The following is a 15910-nucleotide window of genomic DNA, read 5'->3' on the forward strand; positions in this document are numbered from 1 at the left end:
CACCTCAAGTTGCGTCATGTCGCTAACGCTCCATTTCCTTATTTTTCTGCGCGTCGGTCAACCCTAAGAGTTGGTCAATATTAGCCTTAGCAGTCACAACTTCTTGCATATTCTTTCGGACCATTCGATATTCCTTATAAGCGTCCTTTTTCGTTGCAATAAGCTCCCGACATTCTGCTTTGAGCGCATTCATTTTAGGCAACTTCTTCCCTGACAATAAGCGTCGAAAAGTATCTTGCGCCGCCCGATAAGTGGCAAGTTCGGCCCCATGCTCTGCAAGATATTTCCGGCTGTATTTGACGGACTTATATCCTTCAAAAATAGGTCTTGTTTTAGCATAATGAACCATGGCTGCTTGTAGTTCGATATTAACCCGCACGGCTGCTTCCGTATTTTTTATTTGGTCAGACAAGGCATGGAAACGCTCCGTTAGCTCACCACTCTTTTGCGCAAGATGCTCATATTCCGTCAATTCGTTTTCCTGCAAGTATTGTAGGGCTGCTGCCATCTGCTTGAGATTAAATATTTTGGCCCAGCGTTCAAAGGCCGGGCCTTTCCCGGCTCTCATGCGAGATTCAATATCCACAATTAAATTAACTTTTCTTCCTTTCATTTGAGTAGATTTACTCTCTATAATTTCCCGTATATCCTCTTGACCGTAGCCTTTGCCAAGCGTAGAAGCCCTAAGCCGTGTAAAACGCTGCTGTCCCTCTGCACGAAAGCTAATCGTATCTCCGCGGCCATGCTTGACCTCATAGCCAGCGGACGACATGGCTTGTAAAAAAGCATCCATATCGGGTGGTTTCTCTGCAAGACAAACATCAATCTGCGCCTTTAGTTTGTCTTTGAAAGTTATCGGTTTACGATGCCCAAGCCACTCGCCATAATGCTTGAATTCCCCTTTGCTGGGGAGCTTTGGATTCGTAATAATAGATAATCCATGCTCTAAGCAAATACGGTCAGAAAGCCGACGAACGGCACGAGCGGAACCTATAAAGTCTCGGAACTTTCGCGTACAGTCCAGGGAGGTTGAGTTGTAGTAAATATGGCAATGAGGATGGGGACGGTCAACATGAGAAACAACGAAGAAAGCGTGCTGTCCTTTTGTCCAGCGCATAGCCAGTTCATTGCCAATTTTAAGCGCAGTTTCCGCATCTATTTCACCGGGAGGGAACGATTGACGTATCTGGTAATACAGCACATCCTGCTTCTGCTGTCGGCCTGTGATCGCCTTATACTTGGCTTTAGAGAGCAAGAATTCGGCGTCAGCAGTAGCTGGGTCGCATTCATAGGCCATAATCAAATCACCGTTCATGGTCTTGTTTGGATTTTTTCCGTAATCAAAGCTGTCCTTTAAGGTTTTCATAATGGTCTTACCGCTTCCAATATGACGACTCATGATACGAGTGGTTGCCATGGAAAATCTCCTTTCAAAAACAACCTCGACCCAATAGGGACGAGGTTGTTAAGCAGACTTAAAAGCGATTTTTAATTGGTGATAAAAAAGCGAAGCGAGCTGTTTAATCTGTCCATCTTGTCAATTAACCATTCTGCTATGATTGGAATGCCGAATGGGGAAATAAGATAGGAAACGAAAAGGAATACGGCGAACCCGAGTGTCTCACCGATTATCAGGAGAACGATGCTAATAAGAACGCCTATCATGGAAGCAAATTTTAATAGAACTACAGCATAGCAGAAGATAAAGGAAAAAATAGGGGTTACAATCGTTAGCAGGACAACAAGCGGCGCAGCGATAATTTTGAATAAGAACCTAACCCACCTCATGTACATTCTCCTTTCAATCTGAGCCTTTACCAATATTTTACCATCTGTTATAGCAGTCAACAATGTTGTCGTTTACGGCTAAATCTCCCAGAACTTCAGGACAAATTGGCCCGGAGTTCTGGGGGATAGGCTATTCTTATGCTGCTACTTAGCAGTGCTGTATGGTAATTTATTATATGTGAGTATGTTTTTTGCATGGGAGACTATTTGGTTAAATCTTCACGAGAACCCATGATCTCAATCATCATGTTCGCTCCAAGCTTGAATCCATGAATGAAAACCGCTTCAATATAAATGCTGTCTACTTTTTCAGTAAGATCAAAAAACGCATCCAGTTCACGAAAGGTCTCTTGTCCTAATCTTGCCTGCCATTCTTGAGATTGCTCAGCTACCTTACGACTTAGAGCGCGATATTCGGGGTGGCTTGGTACAATTCTCTCATCAGGTCGAAGCTGTCCGTGATAGAGTGCTTCAATAATGGATTTCATGTTTTTTCCTCCCATCATATCATCACAGCGCTTGAATGCGGATTCCGCACATGGTAGGATATTTATGCAGTCTGCTTTTTCAAGCGATTGCGGGATAGGAAGTAGCCGTCTCGTTCGGGGATAAGCTACTTCCTTCTTCAATTGTGCAAAGCATCATAAATCTGTTCAATTCCTTGGCGAATGATATTCGAGCGAGTGGTATCCAGTTTACTTGTGCAGGCATTCAGTTTGCCTATCGTAACGTGATCCACCCGTGCGCGAATGACTTTGCTTTTAGGAAGAGCAGACGGATGCTCTTTCTTTTTGGACGACATGGCTACACCTCCTTGTTGTGTCCATCTTGAGTATAGAAATGTGGCTACAGGGAAGTCAATTGTGTCGATTCGTATAAAAGTGCTTGTGTATACAAAAAAGTGAGGAGCGAAGGCATTATGCCAACGCTCCTCCCCATTGCTTTAATGCTCCACGACGGCTGTAAGCTGTTGAAGAATATCGGAAACACGGCCCCAAAGTTTGACGTAATCTTTTTGTAAAGCCGTGATATCAGATTGGTACAAAGCCCCGTAGGTATTTACTAGAATCGCAACCTGATTCAGATTATTGGCACATCTGCGTTGCAAGGAAACCAGTTCCCGAACGGGGGCAAGGTCAACATTTAATACATAGCCATTAAGTGCCATTTTGCGAATGTAACCACTTAAGTTTTCTGTTCCGGCTTGTTCCATACGCTCCTTAATCGCGGCATATTCTTCGTCATTGACCCAAACGTACAGAGGTACACCGCGCCTGCGTTTGGGGCGGCTCATCGTTCCTCACGCTCCAGACTTCTGCGTTTGGCTGGAGGTTCCTTTACTTGGTCTTTCGGCCTTTCCTTTTCGCGTGTCTGCGGTACAGGCGGGGAGACAGTGCCGGGAAGAACTTCCCTCCCATCAGTGGTTAACGGGATATCAACATTTCTAAAATCGTTATTCTTTCTCACCCAAGCTACCTCCTTTTGACGACACCGGGCCAAGTTGGCCCGATGTTTCTCCTTTATGTGAGTGTTCCCGTTCCGGCTGGCAGGATTTTGGAAGCTTATGTGCCGAAGCCAAGCGGGGAGGACGCCGCGGTTTTTGCTTCATCATTCTCTCAAATGGGCTGTCTGTAAAGTTCACTTGTCCTCATCCTCTCGCTCCAGATTCTCATCATCGGTTTCCCATGATGGGGTTTCCTCTTCCGGAATGGGATATGGCTCTTCTTCATACTCGTCATAGTCCTGATCGGCATAATCGGCCTGTTCCTGCTTTGGGCGATAAATTTTAAAGTAATAGCCAGCTCCACCGCCAATAACGATAACGGCCAGAACTAGAAGAAGCATCCCGGTATTGCTCTTTGGTGCCGGCTCCGGTTCGGGGATTGGCTCTAGCGTTACATCGGGTGTCGGTTCTGGCTGCGGAGTAGAGAGCGGATTTTCCGAGTCAGCAGCATCGCCGGACTTCTCCGCCAGCGCCAGCAAGTCTTTCTCCGTGACAGCATTCAAAAAATATACATTGTCCTGTTCACGTTGTTTGTCAATCACCAAGTAAAAGACATGCTCATTCGGGGTCGTAATCGTATAAAACTCTTTTTCATCCTCGTTGGTGGCGTTGTCTATGACCGTCCCCGTTCCGGCAGATGTGAAGGGATTGGGACCTACTTCTGGCATGGTTTCTGTCTCTGCAAGCGACTGCGGGCTTTCGTCGCCGCCTCCCGCATGGACAAGGGTACTAAAAGATAAGGCCAACAAAAAAACGGCGCATAGCGCCGCCAACCTGCGAAGTGTATTCATTCTTGTGAATCCTCCTTTGGGGTATCGGTGGGTACTACGGACTTCGAGCCAAGTTGGCCCGAAGTAGCAGCACCTGTTTTCATGGCTTTTAACAAATCAGCAAGATCGTTGAGGGAAATGTCTACACCGCGCACCGCATCCACGATTGCCAGATTTTCAAGCTCCGTTTTTTGCCGTTCCAACTCCTTCAGCTTGGTTTGAAGCTCGCTGATTTTACTTTTGATTTTTTCAATATCTCGGTTCACACGTTCAATTTTTGTACTCAATGGTATCCTCCTTGTTATCCGATTAGAGTCGGCCCATGGCGTAAAAATGGTTGGACCAATAGCTGCTGTCCGTCCGGGCGTATTGTACGCCGCCGCTGGCACTGTGCAGCATCATATTTCCACCTACATAGATGCCTAAATGCGACACAGGTCCGGCACTGTCATAGGTTCCGGTGAAGAAAATGAGATCGCCGGGCTGGGCTTCCGATAGTGCAATCGTTTTGCTCTTATTAAAAATGCCCTGCGCGGTAGTCCGGCCCATCGGGTACACACCGGACTGATTAAACACATAGCTGATAAAGCCCGAACAATCAAAGGAAGTTGCCGGGGTGGAACCGCCCCATACATAAGGGTAGCCCAAATATTTCTCCGCTTCCGCAATGAGAGCGGCAAACTCCGGGTCAGCCAATGCTTCGGGTGGTACATCGTAATCGGTGTATTGCCGTCATGGGCGTAGATATTTCCTGCAAACAGATGAGGGCGGTTACCTTTGGTTCTTTGGTAAATGGCATACCGCTCTTGCTGCTGGGCATCCAGATTAGCGAGTGCCACCACACCCAATGAGTGATTCCGTAAGGATACATGAAGAATGGGATAGTCATAGGGAACCTCCACCGTGTAGCTGTCGGAATGTGTCGTAACTTCTCCGGTTTCCGGGTCCGTTTCCGTCCACGTATCTGTCCGGGTTTCCGTGCGGTAACGTACCTCCACGATTTCCGTGATAGTCAGGCGATACTGCTGCTCGAACAAGGCTTGTAATTCAGCCTGAACCTGTGAGGATGTGTAGCTACCGTATTTGGCCGTCAAGTAGGAGGTCAGCTCAAACGGATCATGCCCAATTTCATCTACCGCATAGCGATACTCTTCCACATGGGGATAGTCGATCTCGATCCGCGCCAGTCGTTCACGCAATTCCTTTTCCAGTGTCGTGTAGCTGGCTTCCACCGCTTCAATATCCGCATCAGACGAACCGTAGGAAGTGCCGCTAACCGCGCTAATCAGACCATTTCCGATGGATGCCATTCCCGCCATACAGGATTGCAGTATCATAATCAGCAAGAACAGCGTGAGTCCAATTAGCAGTAGCTTCGGATTTCGTTTCACAAAAACCGTAACCAATCGAGTCAGTCTTTCGGTAAATTTGACCGTCTGTTTCCCGTGTTTAACTGCTTCACGTGTTTGCTTACGAATCTGCCTTTTCAACCGTTGTTTTTGCCAGAGCCGGGAAACGGGATTGCTCCGCAAATGCGGATGATCCTGAATAAGCTGGCGATAGCTTTGCTCGGCTTTTGACCTCAAGTTTTTCCGTTCCCACTTACGCACTTGTCGATATGGGCGGGTGCGCATATGGCGTTTCATCGTGCGGGTAGTTTTTTGAACAAGACGTTCCCCGGCAAGCTCGGCTTTATGAGCGGCTTCTATCCCGACATTTTCCCGTTCCACCTGATGAAGCTTGCCATGCACATAGCGCCATGTCTCATCATGAGCAACCCGCCCGGCCGACTTGATGGCGCCGGGCTTCTTCTCCGGCTTTTGGGCATTCGCTTTTTCGCGGGCGCTGTTCAACTTGTCGTTGCTCTTTTCCATGCGTTTGCCGCTCTGTGCGGCCTTTTTAACGGCCTTGCGAGTCCGCGGCGTATTCCCGACATCCGCGTCAGAAGAAGGGGCGTTATCACGCCGTAAACGCTCGGAAGGCCGTGTCGCTTTGCTTTCTTGGCGAAGCTTCTCCGACTTCAAGCCAACCTGGCCCGAAGTCGTCCCCTGTTGCTCCTGTTCAAGCTGCTCGCGATCCATCGATGATTCGTTCTCACGATTATCCATGTTGCGACTCCTTTTTAACATCCTCCGGGCGGGTGGTGAGCAAATTGTAAATCTCGCCGCGCGGGAAACGGTCAACAAACGGAATCGTTGTATGGCCGAAGAACAATAAACCCTCCCCGGCATTGCTGTGGGCGATATAGGATAGCTGATGCTCGGAAATGCCAAGCTGCTTGGCGAGTATGGCCCGATCCCCTTGCGCTTGTGACAGCAGAATCATAAAATCGCTGTTTTCCAAAATGTTTTCAATTTCCCGACTTGCCAAAAGGTCCTTGACGTTTTGCGTCAAAGCCGAGGGTACACAGCCTTTTTTACGCAGCATTTTCCAAACCCGCACAAAGTAACTCGCACTTAAGCTATCCTGCAACAGAATATGAAACTCGTCATAGTAGCACCAAGTCGCAAGACGCTGTGAAAAGTTTTCGTCTACCGCTTGCGTGACCAGCTCGTTGGTGATGTGCATGGCGATTTTCCGCAGGTTTTCGCCCATGTTTTTCAGTACGATACAGGTAATTCGGGAGTGGGTCTGCACGTTGGTTGCATGATTGAACATGTTAAGCGAACCTGTACAGTAAAGCTCCAGCGCAGTTGCAATCCGTTTGGCTTCCGGCTCCGGCTGCTGACACAAGGCTTCATACAGGTCTTGCAGGAGGGGCATTTTCCCGTCCTCCATGCCCAGCGCAAGTTCTCGGTACACCAAGCGGACGCAACGGTCAATGACCGTTTTTTCAATAGGTTGCAAGCCTTCCTTGCCGCCAATGATGAGTTCACAAAGAGACATTAAAAAATCCGCCTTCATGGAAAGCGGACTGTCTTCTCCCGTTAAATTCAGTTTTAAGTCCATTGGATTGATGTGGTGGGGGCTTTCCGGCGAAATATCAATCACCTCACCGCCAAGCCGCTTGACCAGCGGGGCGTATTCGCCCATCGGGTCTACAATAATGATTCTGTCCTTTGTGGCAAGAAACACGTTGATAAGCTCACGCTTGGCAGCGAAGCTTTTGCCGCTGCCTGTTGAACCCAAGTAAAGACCGTTGGCCGATTTCAGCTTTTTGCGGTCTGCCATAATAATATTGTGGGAAAGAGCATTCATGCCGTAGTACAAGGCTTGCCCGTCCATACGAAGCTCCTGCGTCATGAATGGCACAAAAATAGCGGTGCTGGAGGTTGTCATACCCCGCTGTATCTCAATGCTGTTATAGCCAAGCGGAAGCGAAGACATGAAGCCTTGTTCCTGCTGAAAATCCAGCCGTTTCAAAAAACAGTTATATTTCTGCGTAATGCCCGAAACGGTGAATATGTCGTTCTCAAGTTGCTGGCGGGTCGGTGCGGTATTCACCACCAGAAAGGTTAACAGGAACATCCTTTCATTGCGGCTTTGCAGATCGGCAAGCAGAGCCGCCGCATCCTTGCTGTATGTTTGCAAGTCGGGTGGAAGAATGTCAATGTCATAACCGGACCGCGCTGCTTTTTTCTGCTCGTCCATTTTCATGCGATCAATGTCGCTCATCTTGGCCTTGACCATCTTTACCGCTCTGGCTTGGTCTACTGTCTGAATATGCAGGGTGATGGTCATTTCCGCATCCACTTCCAAAAGCTCCGCAAGAAGCTTGTCGGAAAGCTCGGAAGCCATAATCTGCATATACATCGCCGCGCCCCATGTGGTGCCCACTCGAAAAGCGCGGCTTTGCCGAAAATCAAAGGAAGTCGGCGCGATAAAGTCTTTCGTTCCCAGGCCTGTTTTCGGGATTAACTCCCATCCAAAGCCAAAGGGTTCTTGGCTTGCCGGATGTAGTTGACCGTGCATGACCTCCAAACGTTCCCGTCCATCCAAGCCAGCCGATTGCACGCCTAGCTTTTTGAAATTGCCCACAATATCGGTTTCGATACGTTCCAAGCGAGGGCGTGCGGCTCCGATCCCGTTCGCTTGGATGCCAAACGTCAAGTATTTGGAGCGCACAATGCCGTTATTGCTTCGGGCAATCTGGCCTTCCAGCATCGTTGTAAACTCACCGCGGATACTGTTAAAATGATCCTCCTGAGCCGGTATGTTTATACGGTAACGGTTTTCCGGGCGGGAGCGATGGTTAACAAAAGATAATTGCAACGAAAGCGAGCTATCAAAGTAATTGAGGAACGCACAGTATCCATCAAAAATGGCGTTTTGCGCTTCCGAAGAGGCCACGGCATAATTAATGTCCTCGTAAGAAAGTGTCTTGGAATAGTACCCCTCGCGCACCTTGCAAATGCCGTCGCGGAACATTTCCCGATACGGAATGGTTTGCTGTGCGGATTGCGGTCCGCGCCGTTTACGCTTTTTGCTTGTTGCGGGAATGCGAAGGTGTTTGGTTTGTTTTTCCATGTCGCTGAACCTCCTTTCCCGCATGGTTCAAGTACGCATAGAAGTTTTGGGTCCGATAGGGTCTTGTGCGGGGCCACAGGAACTTGGAACGAATGATGTTCCGTAAGACCTTTTCAAAGGGTAGCCCGTCACGTTCGTACATGGCAAAGAAAAAGCAAGGAAGCATCAAGGCAATCATCAAGAGCATAGACCCGGTATTGCCGATGGCAGCGCGGGTAAAAAGATAGCTTGGAATCCCGATAATCGCCGCAATCCCGAAACAGATAAGCTGGCGTTTGGTTAAGTTGAATGCGATTTTCGTTTTGATTTTAGATAAATCATTCGGCACGTTTACATAGGCCAACTGGGTTCATCCTCCTTTACTTCATGCGGGCCAACTTGACCCGAAGTCCATTATCGTTCTGCATTTTTCACATTACTGGCTTTTGCGGGAGTAGACCGGGACCGTATGGATTTTTCCTTTGCCGCCTGTTTGGCACCCTCTGCAAGTTGTTTGGGAATGGATTCCTTTTCAGCAGAACCTACGGAAGCGGCTCGGCTCTGCAATCTTTCCCGTTCCGCATGATAGGCGGTAATTACCGCCTTGGTCAGTACCTCACGAAATGCCTTGGTGATGGGACGCGAGGTATCCCGGTATCCGGTCGCGCTGGACTTATCCGGTTTGCTTGGCATCCCAACAAACAGCCCTTTATCGCTTTTCAAAATCTTAAAATCATCAATCACAAAGCTGTCATTAATTTTCAGACTGGCAAAACCGACAAGGTTTCCCGTGGGTGGAATCACCCTGGCGGTAACATCCAGCTTCATCGGTAAATGTGCTTGTTCCGATTCCGGTGAAACCGTTGTTTTTGGTTTACTCATCCTAACCGGCTCCTTTCTACCTTCGAGCCAAGTTGGCCCGAAGTGCTTAATGCGCGCCAAAGATGGATTTTGCAAGCGTGCCTGTTTTGAACATGGTGAAGCACAGTAGCACCGAATAGCCAATGACGGTCCATATGGCCGCTATAGGGTCGCCGCCGATGGCGATACTTTGCATCAGCTTGGCGTAAATCGCCACGCATACCAGTATCAATAATCCTTGGAATGCAATGGCGCATAAGGTTTTCAAATAGTTCTGACCCATGCTACCGATTTCCCGATTGACCATCGTAGCCATGGGTACAGGTGCCAAACTGGTCAGTAAATAAATTTCAATCATACGTCCGTACACAATGACGAAAACGACAATGTTGATGGCTACGACTACAATTTTTATCAGGAAGGATTGCATCCAAAGACCAAGCAGGGGACCGACTTCCATCTCGATAAGCTCCGCCTCCAAGCTCTCCAGCATACCGGGGCTTACGGCTGTTTCTCCGGCAATGAGTCCTCCAGCGCTGTTTATGACGCTTTGGGATACCTCGAAAACGGCCATTACGATATTGAAGGTGTTGGAAAGCAGCAGTACCGCCACAAAGGTTTTGAAGATCCATTTGAAAAAAATCCATGTGTCAATGTCGTGCAGGTTGTTCCGGTCAATCAGCATTTGAATCAGCTCATAGCACATGACAAAGGTCAGGACAAGACCCGCAATGGGCAACACAACCGTTTCGGAAAGCTGCCGGATGAGGGAGAACACGCCGGGGTTCCAGTTCCCCGGCGTGGTACCAACCTGCGTGGCAATCTCTCCAATCTGGCCGTTCACACTCTCGAATAGATCGCTTAAATTGCCCATGATGCCATCTACCAGCAGGTCTTTTAGCCAATCGTTAATCCATTCCGACAGAAAGTCCATATCGTCTTACCTTAAAACAGGCTCGACAGCATCGGAACCAGAGTGGTTCCCAAGAGGATCACACCGCCGCCTGCCATAAGCTGCTTCACGCCTTGCGATTTTGCACCTGGATTGTCAGACCCGTAACCTTCTAACAGGTTGATTACGCCCCAAACGGCAAGACCCGCGCCCAGCGCAACAACAAGGGTTTGCAGCGTATCAACAGCACTCGAAAAAAATCCCATCTTTCATAACCTCCATCAATTTAAGTTTTTTGGCATAAAAAAGGCGCCATTGCTGGCGTTGGGTAGGTCGGGACAAGTTGGCCCGAGGTCAAGCAAGTGCTTCGGGGTCGTCCACATCGTCATAGTTGAGAATGTCCTCGTTCTCGTCGATAGTGGCTAAATCCTCGTCAGTGTCTACTTCGTAAACGGTATATGGCTCATGGGGATGGAGCTTTTTCATACGGCGGTTGACAAGCCTTGCCGGGTCAAACGTATTCCGCTTGTTCGCTTCCGCCGTAAACTTGTAATTGGGATGCTTCATCAAATCATATTTAGGGGATAGAAAGGGACGCAAGCCGCGAAGCTGTAAAATACACTTGTCACCCGGCATCGTCGTCAGTTCATCCATGGTCATAAGCTCTTTGCCCAACCGTTGCATGTTCTGTCCATAGCTCTCCGACTGGCCCCGTGTCCGGCTTTCCGTTTGCATGGAAATCGTTTCTTTCCCCAAAATCTCTGAAAGCTCTTTAATGGTGCTATGCTCGCGGCCCCCAAGAAAAATAACGCTGTCCATATTTCCCATAATGGTTTCAGCGTGATCTTTATAGAGCGCTTTTAGCTGGCTCTGCGCTTGTAAAAACAGGCACAGGGAAACTTCGCGGGAGCGAATGACGGCCACCAGCTTTTCCAGTTGCGGCACCTGCCCGGTATTGGCCGCTTCGTCCCACAGTACCCTTACATGATGGGGCAGTCTGCCGCCGTATTTGTTGTCGGCCCGCTCACATAAAAGATTGAACATCTGTGAAAAGGCCAGGGCGACGATAAAGTTATAGGTCGTGTTCGTGTCACTGATGATAAAAAAAGTAGCGGTTTTTTTGTCGCCCATACGGTCAAGCTCCATTTCGTCATAGCTCATCATTTCCCGAAGCTGCTCAATATCAAAAGGGGCCAATCTGGCCCCACAGGAAATGAGAATGCTTTTGGAGGTTTTGCCACTTGCCAGCTTATATTTCTTGTACTGCCGCACCGCGAAGTGCTGCGGGCTTCGCTTCTCCAGCCCCAAAAACATATAATCCACAGCATTCTTAAATTCCTCATCATCTTCGCGTGTTTCCATGCTGTTCAGCATATCTACCAAGGTATTGAGATTCCGTTCTTCCTCCGGGCCTTCAAAGACGATGTAGCCAATTAAAGCGCAGTAGAGCAGGGTTTCCGCTTTTGTCCAAAAGGGATCACCTTCCTTGCCGTCGCCCTTGGTGTTTTCAATCAGGGCATGGACGAATTTCAAAATGTCATTTTCCGTCTTAATGTAAGCCAGCGGGTTATAATGCATGGACTTTGAAAAATCGACACTGTTGAAAACCTTGATTTTGTAGCCCTGCTTTTGCAAAAATGCGCCGACTTGCCCCAAGATACTGCCTTTGGGGTCAACCACCACGTAGGAAGAATGAGCCTGTAAAAGCTGCGGGGTCAGCCAGAACCGGGTTTTACCGGAACCGGAAGAACCAATGACACAGCAGTTCAGGTTTCGCGCGTTGGCGGGATTGGCCGGGCGAGTGTTCATGGTCAGAAATTCGGTTCCCGTCAAAATAACGTTGTTGCTGAATCTGGAATCAATAAAAGGCTTGATATCCTTTGGCGTTCCCCAGCGGGCAGAGCCATATTCCAAGTCTCTTCGGAATTTCTTTGCTTTCTTCTCTTTATGCCACACCGTTACACGGATAAGGATAGCCGCGGCAAGCCCAACAAGCCAATCGGACAACACAAAGTCCGGCGCGAAGGATTCAAACGCCGGGCCTATCGTTTTCATCATGCCCATGAGCTTTTCGCCAAACACGGAACCTGTTGCAAGGCGGTAGGCTGTTCCAAACTTCAAACCCATCCACAGAATAAATAGGTAGGGGATGCTCAAAACAAGCTGTTTACGGGTGTTAGCGTTCATTCCGCACCGCCTCTCGTTTGCGCTCTTTCTGATGCGGTTTGGAAAGCTCCTTTTGGGCAAAAGCTTGAAGCTGCTTTAGAATAGAAGGCTGCTTGCTCTTGTCCTGGTTCAGCACACGCTTGGTATATTCAGCAAAGCAAGCTGTAATCGCATCTGCCTGTCCCGACTTAAAGAATAGTAAATACTTGTTTGGCGCGGTTTGGTGGAAGGCATAATCCACATGATATCTCCGAGCTACGCGGTCAAACAAGCGAGTATTGCCGGACAGATCGAGACTGTTTGTGGCAACGCCGTGGTGCATCAGCTTTTTCACACTCTGCCTACCTTGTGGGGTTTGCTTCTTTTGAATTTCTTTTTGAATCTGCTGAAGCGCACTCTGTAAAACTCTTGCCAGTGTCCGACCTGTTAATTTTGAAGTATTAACGGACAGGGCAATGGTGCGCTGTTCCACTTCTTCCTGCAATTTAAATCACCGCCTTAGTTTAGACATAAATAAGCCCGCCAGTAGGAGGCGGGTTTACTCACATCTCATAAAATAGGTGGTTTTTGTTCTTCATATGTTTCCCATAAAAAAAACACGGCAGTAGTTGCTGCCCCAACAGCAAGTCGGGCATGACGAGGTGATAATCCTTTATAAGTTGAGACTTTCCCATGTCCAGTGCCGTAAGCGTTTCTTAATTCAGCCATACCAGCAGATACAGCCGATAGATTCCCCAAAATCTGTTTAATAATATCACTAGCTTTAGCCGTTTCGGGGATATCCTCGGGAGTGAGTTTCAACTCCTTGCATGTATTTTTTACGAGTTGTTGAACTGTCCAATCTTTGTTTATTGAAACATTTTTTCCAGATAGTATGGTATGGCAACAGGATTCTAAAAGCTCTTTTGCTTTGCCAATAGCATCAGTTGGATGTTTCTCAATAGCTTCATTCATTTGTCGTATTTGCTTCGCAATATATTCGGAATTAAAAACATCAATTAACCTTTCTGATTGCTTTGCTATTTGGGAAAAGGCCTTACCATCATAAAGTTTCCTCACAGCTTCCCAACAAACATCAACAGCCTGCTGGTTATCTTTTACTTTATCTTCATACTTTGCAGCATAATAATTGAGTAAATCTTCAAGTAATTTTGCTACTGAAATATTATCTCCACCGTCAATAAATGCATTTAATGATTTTCCTTTCGACAGTTGATAATGCTCGCACAGCGGTATTCCAACACTAGCAAAAGTAAATCTGTCAAACTCTGGTGTGGAAAAATGCAACACATAACCACCCTGGTTAAATAATTGATTTATGCAGTCTTTTTCTAAATAGCTTAACAGAGCCATCCCTAACCCTCCGTGCTATGCAAATAATCTACATTATATCACATCCCTTCTCAATAAAGGCTAACTTGACCCGATGTTGGTTATCGCTCCACATGAGCAGAGCGGGGCCGTTCCATAGCAGGTGCTTCTTTATTCTTCTTCTCATGATGATTTTCGATAGCTTGACGAATCGAAGGTTTTTTCTCCGCAGTCCGTTCCTCCAATCGGGTAACGGCTCCAATCGCTTGCTCCACCTGCTTTTTCAAACTGGTAAAATGAGAACGCTCCATACGAAAAGGAGCAGAAATAGCATTTGCCAGCCTGCCGGGCTGTTTTACTTCCTCAATCGCTTCTTTCCCCATGGCGGCTCGGCCCATGTTTTTTAAATGCTTTCCGGCTTGATGATATTCGGTGCTGATGGCTTCAATTTTGACAATGGCTTTGTCGCTAAGTTGAATCCATTTGTCGAGATTATCTTTCATGGTTTCCAATGCAGGTCTGATTTTAAAGAAGCGCATGGTATTGTCTAAAGTAGATACGCCCTTTTCTTTAAAATCGGCAACAGCCTGTTTGCAACCCTCTATGAACGTCTGTTTCAGATTGGAAAGCTGTTCACGTAAGTTAAAGACCTGACTCTGCATAGCGTTGCTTGTTTTCAATAAGACTGCTTTTACGGGATGATTCTGCTCTTGCACGGTTTTTAACTCCTGTCGCACAGCGGCAAGCTCTTTAACCGCTGCATCAAGCTGCCGTTCCATGGCACTCATCTGATTCAAAACGGTAAGAAAGTCTGCGGTTGATGGGAGGTTATTATCCCGCAGTATCGTCAGCAGTTCCTTTACTTGGTTATCCTTCAAAATAGGTGCGCTTGTCGGTGCTTTACGTCTAGGCACTGTGAGTTCTCCTTTCTATTTGGAATAGCCTATCGGTCTTCTATGGTCGAAGAGGGACGGTCTTTACCTGGACTTGGCTCATTCTCTAGCTTTTTTTGATATTGCTTGAGGGTGTCGCGAATAGAAGCCTTTTCAGATTTCGGATAAGCGAAAATTCGATGTTGCTCGGGTAGATCGTTTCTGCCACTATAAAATTCACGGAAACTATCCTCTGTCCGCAGTACATAACCGTTATTGACAAAGAGGCCATTTTCGTTAATGCACACATCTCTGCCGTAAGCTTCGTAGTCGATATAGCTTTGTAAATGATCGGGTATTTCCATCGCGCCCAATTCTTCGATGTAATAGCGACCTAAATCTTCTTCACTTGTAATCCCATCAATGAAGGCATAGCAGTCCAGATTTTCTGACAAATTAATAAGGTCCTTGACGCTGTTGAACTCGCCAAGTTCTAGCGCGGCGGCAAACTTTTCGGTTTCCCATTCTGGCAAGTCTTCCAGTAGGGAAGCGAGATAGTTCAGCTCATCAAGGCTCTCTGATTCTCCCAAATAGTCACGCAGAGCCGGAATAGCGGTTTTATAATCCGTGATGAAGATTTCCTCATAACGTACTCCATCGACACCAATACGCTTGAAGAGTTCTTGTACATCTTGGGTAGTGGAGGGGAACTTCAAATATTCCCCAATCAAATGCCCTTCGTTGTATCGTCCAAGATTGGTCACAAAGGCTTCAATCATGGTCTTTCACTCGGCCTTGTGTCTTCACAATCAAAATTCCTTCTAATGTAGTGGCTGTAATCTTCAAGCGTCCGGCAACAGCAATATCGTTTTTGACATCCTCGTCAATATCGCTACCGCACACGACAAGCACATGGGCGCGGCGCAGAAGATCACGACCCATGTCAATGCCGCTTTTATGTTCTTCCGGGATCGCGTCATTTAGGAACAGCGGGAGATACAAGATCGGACAAATGGGTGAAAACCCGGCATCGTAAACGGCGCGGCAATACTGCACGGCCTGCTGGTTATCTGTATGGTGATCGCCACTCCACGCGGCAGTAATATATGCTAAAGGTCGTTTCATGTGAAAAAGCACCTCCGTTTTAAAATACATACAACATCAACCTATCCCCCCGCCCTTTCCAATCTTGGAAAGGGAGCGGCTCAAAGGATGATTATCCCCGTCGCTTGACACCCTTAAAGCATAGCCGGGAGAAATCGGTCAAGAGTGCGAAGCACCGCCTCCGGCGGCAAGCTCT

21 protein-coding genes and 1 pseudogene are annotated in these 15910 nt (G+C 47.6%); 1 reads left to right on the top strand and 21 read right to left on the bottom strand.

Annotated features, from left to right (window positions below; translation table 11 throughout):
• Nucleotides 1-22 precede the first annotated feature (22 nt).
• The 10 genes and pseudogenes from ACDZ28_RS16350 to ACDZ28_RS16395 all read right to left on the bottom strand — a co-directional run.
• Complete coding sequence (locus ACDZ28_RS16350; RefSeq protein WP_375105216.1) at nucleotides 23-1417, bottom strand: relaxase/mobilization nuclease domain-containing protein; 1395 nt, start codon at nucleotides 1415-1417, stop codon at nucleotides 23-25.
• 71 nt (nucleotides 1418-1488) lie between these two features.
• The gene (locus tag ACDZ28_RS16355) at nucleotides 1489-1788 is read right to left on the bottom strand and encodes a CD1845 family protein (protein WP_375105217.1); all 300 of its coding nucleotides are present in this window, start codon (nucleotides 1786-1788) and stop codon (nucleotides 1489-1491) included.
• A gap of 203 nt (nucleotides 1789-1991) precedes the next feature.
• Entirely contained in the window at nucleotides 1992-2276 is a 285-nt protein-coding gene (locus tag ACDZ28_RS16360; RefSeq protein WP_375105218.1) for a DUF6809 family protein, read from the bottom strand.
• Nucleotides 2277-2413: 137 nt separating this feature from the next.
• Nucleotides 2414-2590, bottom strand: a complete 177-nt coding sequence (locus ACDZ28_RS16365; RefSeq protein WP_375105219.1) for a CopG family transcriptional regulator — start codon at nucleotides 2588-2590, stop codon at nucleotides 2414-2416.
• 141 nt (nucleotides 2591-2731) lie between these two features.
• Nucleotides 2732-3082, bottom strand: coding sequence for a plasmid mobilization relaxosome protein MobC (locus ACDZ28_RS16370; protein WP_375105220.1), 351 nt, complete (start codon nucleotides 3080-3082; stop codon nucleotides 2732-2734).
• A complete protein-coding gene (locus tag ACDZ28_RS16375; protein ID WP_375105221.1) occupies nucleotides 3079-3255 on the bottom strand; it encodes a DUF4316 domain-containing protein in 177 nt (58 codons plus the stop codon). The genes ACDZ28_RS16370 and ACDZ28_RS16375 overlap by 4 nt, the downstream gene beginning before the upstream one ends.
• 171 nt (nucleotides 3256-3426) lie before the next feature.
• Nucleotides 3427-3960, bottom strand: a complete 534-nt coding sequence (locus ACDZ28_RS16380; protein WP_375105222.1) for a DUF4366 domain-containing protein — start codon at nucleotides 3958-3960, stop codon at nucleotides 3427-3429.
• Between the two features lie 119 nt (nucleotides 3961-4079).
• Nucleotides 4080-4349: a DUF4315 family protein gene (locus ACDZ28_RS16385; protein ID WP_375105223.1), complete on the bottom strand. Its 270-nt coding sequence runs from the start codon at nucleotides 4347-4349 to the stop codon at nucleotides 4080-4082.
• 22 nt (nucleotides 4350-4371) lie between these two features.
• Nucleotides 4372-4758 carry a C40 family peptidase gene (locus tag ACDZ28_RS16390; protein WP_375105224.1) on the bottom strand — a complete coding sequence of 129 codons (387 nt, stop codon included), beginning with the start codon at nucleotides 4756-4758 and terminating at the stop codon, nucleotides 4372-4374.
• A gap of 329 nt (nucleotides 4759-5087) precedes the next feature.
• Nucleotides 5088-5708: pseudogene (locus ACDZ28_RS16395) on the bottom strand (CD1108 family mobile element protein); the annotation flags it as partial.
• On the opposite strand from ACDZ28_RS16395, the gene ACDZ28_RS16400 reads away from it, so the two are divergent.
• On the top strand, nucleotides 5697-6032 hold the full coding sequence (locus ACDZ28_RS16400) for a hypothetical protein (RefSeq protein WP_375105225.1): 336 nt from the start codon (nucleotides 5697-5699) through the stop codon (nucleotides 6030-6032). The pseudogene ACDZ28_RS16395 and the gene ACDZ28_RS16400 overlap by 12 nt on opposite strands.
• A gap of 130 nt (nucleotides 6033-6162) precedes the next feature.
• Here ACDZ28_RS16400 and ACDZ28_RS16405 read toward each other — a convergent pair whose 3' ends face one another.
• The 11 genes from ACDZ28_RS16405 to ACDZ28_RS16455 form a co-directional block, all read right to left on the bottom strand.
• On the bottom strand, nucleotides 6163-8529 hold the full coding sequence (locus ACDZ28_RS16405) for a VirB4-like conjugal transfer ATPase, CD1110 family (RefSeq protein WP_375105226.1): 2367 nt from the start codon (nucleotides 8527-8529) through the stop codon (nucleotides 6163-6165).
• The gene (locus ACDZ28_RS16410) at nucleotides 8477-8872 is read right to left on the bottom strand and encodes a PrgI family protein (RefSeq protein ID WP_375105227.1); all 396 of its coding nucleotides are present in this window, start codon (nucleotides 8870-8872) and stop codon (nucleotides 8477-8479) included. The genes ACDZ28_RS16405 and ACDZ28_RS16410 overlap by 53 nt, the downstream gene beginning before the upstream one ends.
• A 50-nt stretch (nucleotides 8873-8922) precedes the next feature.
• The gene (locus ACDZ28_RS16415; protein ID WP_375105228.1) at nucleotides 8923-9390 is read right to left on the bottom strand and encodes a septation protein SpoVG family protein; all 468 of its coding nucleotides are present in this window, start codon (nucleotides 9388-9390) and stop codon (nucleotides 8923-8925) included.
• Between the two features lie 46 nt (nucleotides 9391-9436).
• Nucleotides 9437-10303, bottom strand: a complete 867-nt coding sequence (locus ACDZ28_RS16420) for a VirB6/TrbL-like conjugal transfer protein, CD1112 family (RefSeq protein ID WP_375105229.1) — start codon at nucleotides 10301-10303, stop codon at nucleotides 9437-9439.
• 11 nt (nucleotides 10304-10314) lie between these two features.
• A complete protein-coding gene (locus tag ACDZ28_RS16425; RefSeq protein WP_375105230.1) occupies nucleotides 10315-10527 on the bottom strand; it encodes a Maff2 family mobile element protein in 213 nt (70 codons plus the stop codon).
• A gap of 88 nt (nucleotides 10528-10615) precedes the next feature.
• The gene (locus ACDZ28_RS16430) at nucleotides 10616-12448 is read right to left on the bottom strand and encodes a VirD4-like conjugal transfer protein, CD1115 family (RefSeq protein ID WP_375105231.1); all 1833 of its coding nucleotides are present in this window, start codon (nucleotides 12446-12448) and stop codon (nucleotides 10616-10618) included.
• Nucleotides 12438-12911: a PcfB family protein gene (locus tag ACDZ28_RS16435; protein ID WP_375105232.1), complete on the bottom strand. Its 474-nt coding sequence runs from the start codon at nucleotides 12909-12911 to the stop codon at nucleotides 12438-12440. The genes ACDZ28_RS16430 and ACDZ28_RS16435 overlap by 11 nt, the downstream gene beginning before the upstream one ends.
• Before the next feature lie 65 nt (nucleotides 12912-12976).
• Nucleotides 12977-13780: an abortive infection family protein gene (locus ACDZ28_RS16440; RefSeq protein WP_375105233.1), complete on the bottom strand. Its 804-nt coding sequence runs from the start codon at nucleotides 13778-13780 to the stop codon at nucleotides 12977-12979.
• A gap of 80 nt (nucleotides 13781-13860) precedes the next feature.
• On the bottom strand, nucleotides 13861-14652 hold the full coding sequence (locus ACDZ28_RS16445) for a DUF6674 family protein (RefSeq protein WP_375105234.1): 792 nt from the start codon (nucleotides 14650-14652) through the stop codon (nucleotides 13861-13863).
• A 29-nt stretch (nucleotides 14653-14681) separates the two neighbouring features.
• Complete coding sequence (locus tag ACDZ28_RS16450; protein ID WP_375105235.1) at nucleotides 14682-15389, bottom strand: antirestriction protein ArdA; 708 nt, start codon at nucleotides 15387-15389, stop codon at nucleotides 14682-14684.
• Nucleotides 15382-15735 (bottom strand): hypothetical protein, encoded by a 354-nt coding sequence (locus tag ACDZ28_RS16455; protein ID WP_375105236.1) that lies wholly within the window; start codon nucleotides 15733-15735, stop codon nucleotides 15382-15384. Before ACDZ28_RS16455 ends, ACDZ28_RS16450 begins: the two co-directional genes overlap by 8 nt.
• Nucleotides 15736-15910 lie beyond the last annotated feature (175 nt).

The sequence above is a fragment of the Paenibacillus sp. RS8 genome (genome assembly GCF_041956825.1).
Lineage (GTDB): Bacteria > Bacillota > Bacilli > Paenibacillales > Paenibacillaceae > Paenibacillus_AQ.

Bases quoted from the DNA above. Each gene is read 5' to 3' on its own strand.
- ACDZ28_RS16350 (WP_375105216.1), bottom strand. From the start codon at position 1,417: ATGGCAACCACTCGTATCATGAGTCGTCATATTGGAAGCGGTAAGACC.
- ACDZ28_RS16355 (WP_375105217.1), bottom strand. From the start codon at position 1,788: ATGAGGTGGGTTAGGTTCTTATTCAAAATTATCGCTGCGCCGCTTGTT.
- ACDZ28_RS16360 (WP_375105218.1), bottom strand. From the start codon at position 2,276: ATGAAATCCATTATTGAAGCACTCTATCACGGACAGCTTCGACCTGAT.
- ACDZ28_RS16365 (WP_375105219.1), bottom strand. From the start codon at position 2,590: ATGTCGTCCAAAAAGAAAGAGCATCCGTCTGCTCTTCCTAAAAGCAAA.
- ACDZ28_RS16370 (WP_375105220.1), bottom strand. From the start codon at position 3,082: ATGAGCCGCCCCAAACGCAGGCGCGGTGTACCTCTGTACGTTTGGGTC.
- ACDZ28_RS16380 (WP_375105222.1), bottom strand. From the start codon at position 3,960: ATGCCAGAAGTAGGTCCCAATCCCTTCACATCTGCCGGAACGGGGACG.
- ACDZ28_RS16400 (WP_375105225.1), top strand. From the start codon at position 5,697: ATGGCGTTTCATCGTGCGGGTAGTTTTTTGAACAAGACGTTCCCCGGC.
- ACDZ28_RS16405 (WP_375105226.1), bottom strand. From the start codon at position 8,529: ATGGAAAAACAAACCAAACACCTTCGCATTCCCGCAACAAGCAAAAAG.
- ACDZ28_RS16415 (WP_375105228.1), bottom strand. From the start codon at position 9,390: ATGAGTAAACCAAAAACAACGGTTTCACCGGAATCGGAACAAGCACAT.
- ACDZ28_RS16420 (WP_375105229.1), bottom strand. From the start codon at position 10,303: ATGGACTTTCTGTCGGAATGGATTAACGATTGGCTAAAAGACCTGCTG.
- ACDZ28_RS16425 (WP_375105230.1), bottom strand. From the start codon at position 10,527: ATGGGATTTTTTTCGAGTGCTGTTGATACGCTGCAAACCCTTGTTGTT.
- ACDZ28_RS16430 (WP_375105231.1), bottom strand. From the start codon at position 12,448: ATGAACGCTAACACCCGTAAACAGCTTGTTTTGAGCATCCCCTACCTA.
- ACDZ28_RS16440 (WP_375105233.1), bottom strand. From the start codon at position 13,780: ATGGCTCTGTTAAGCTATTTAGAAAAAGACTGCATAAATCAATTATTT.
- ACDZ28_RS16450 (WP_375105235.1), bottom strand. From the start codon at position 15,389: ATGATTGAAGCCTTTGTGACCAATCTTGGACGATACAACGAAGGGCAT.
- ACDZ28_RS16455 (WP_375105236.1), bottom strand. From the start codon at position 15,735: ATGAAACGACCTTTAGCATATATTACTGCCGCGTGGAGTGGCGATCAC.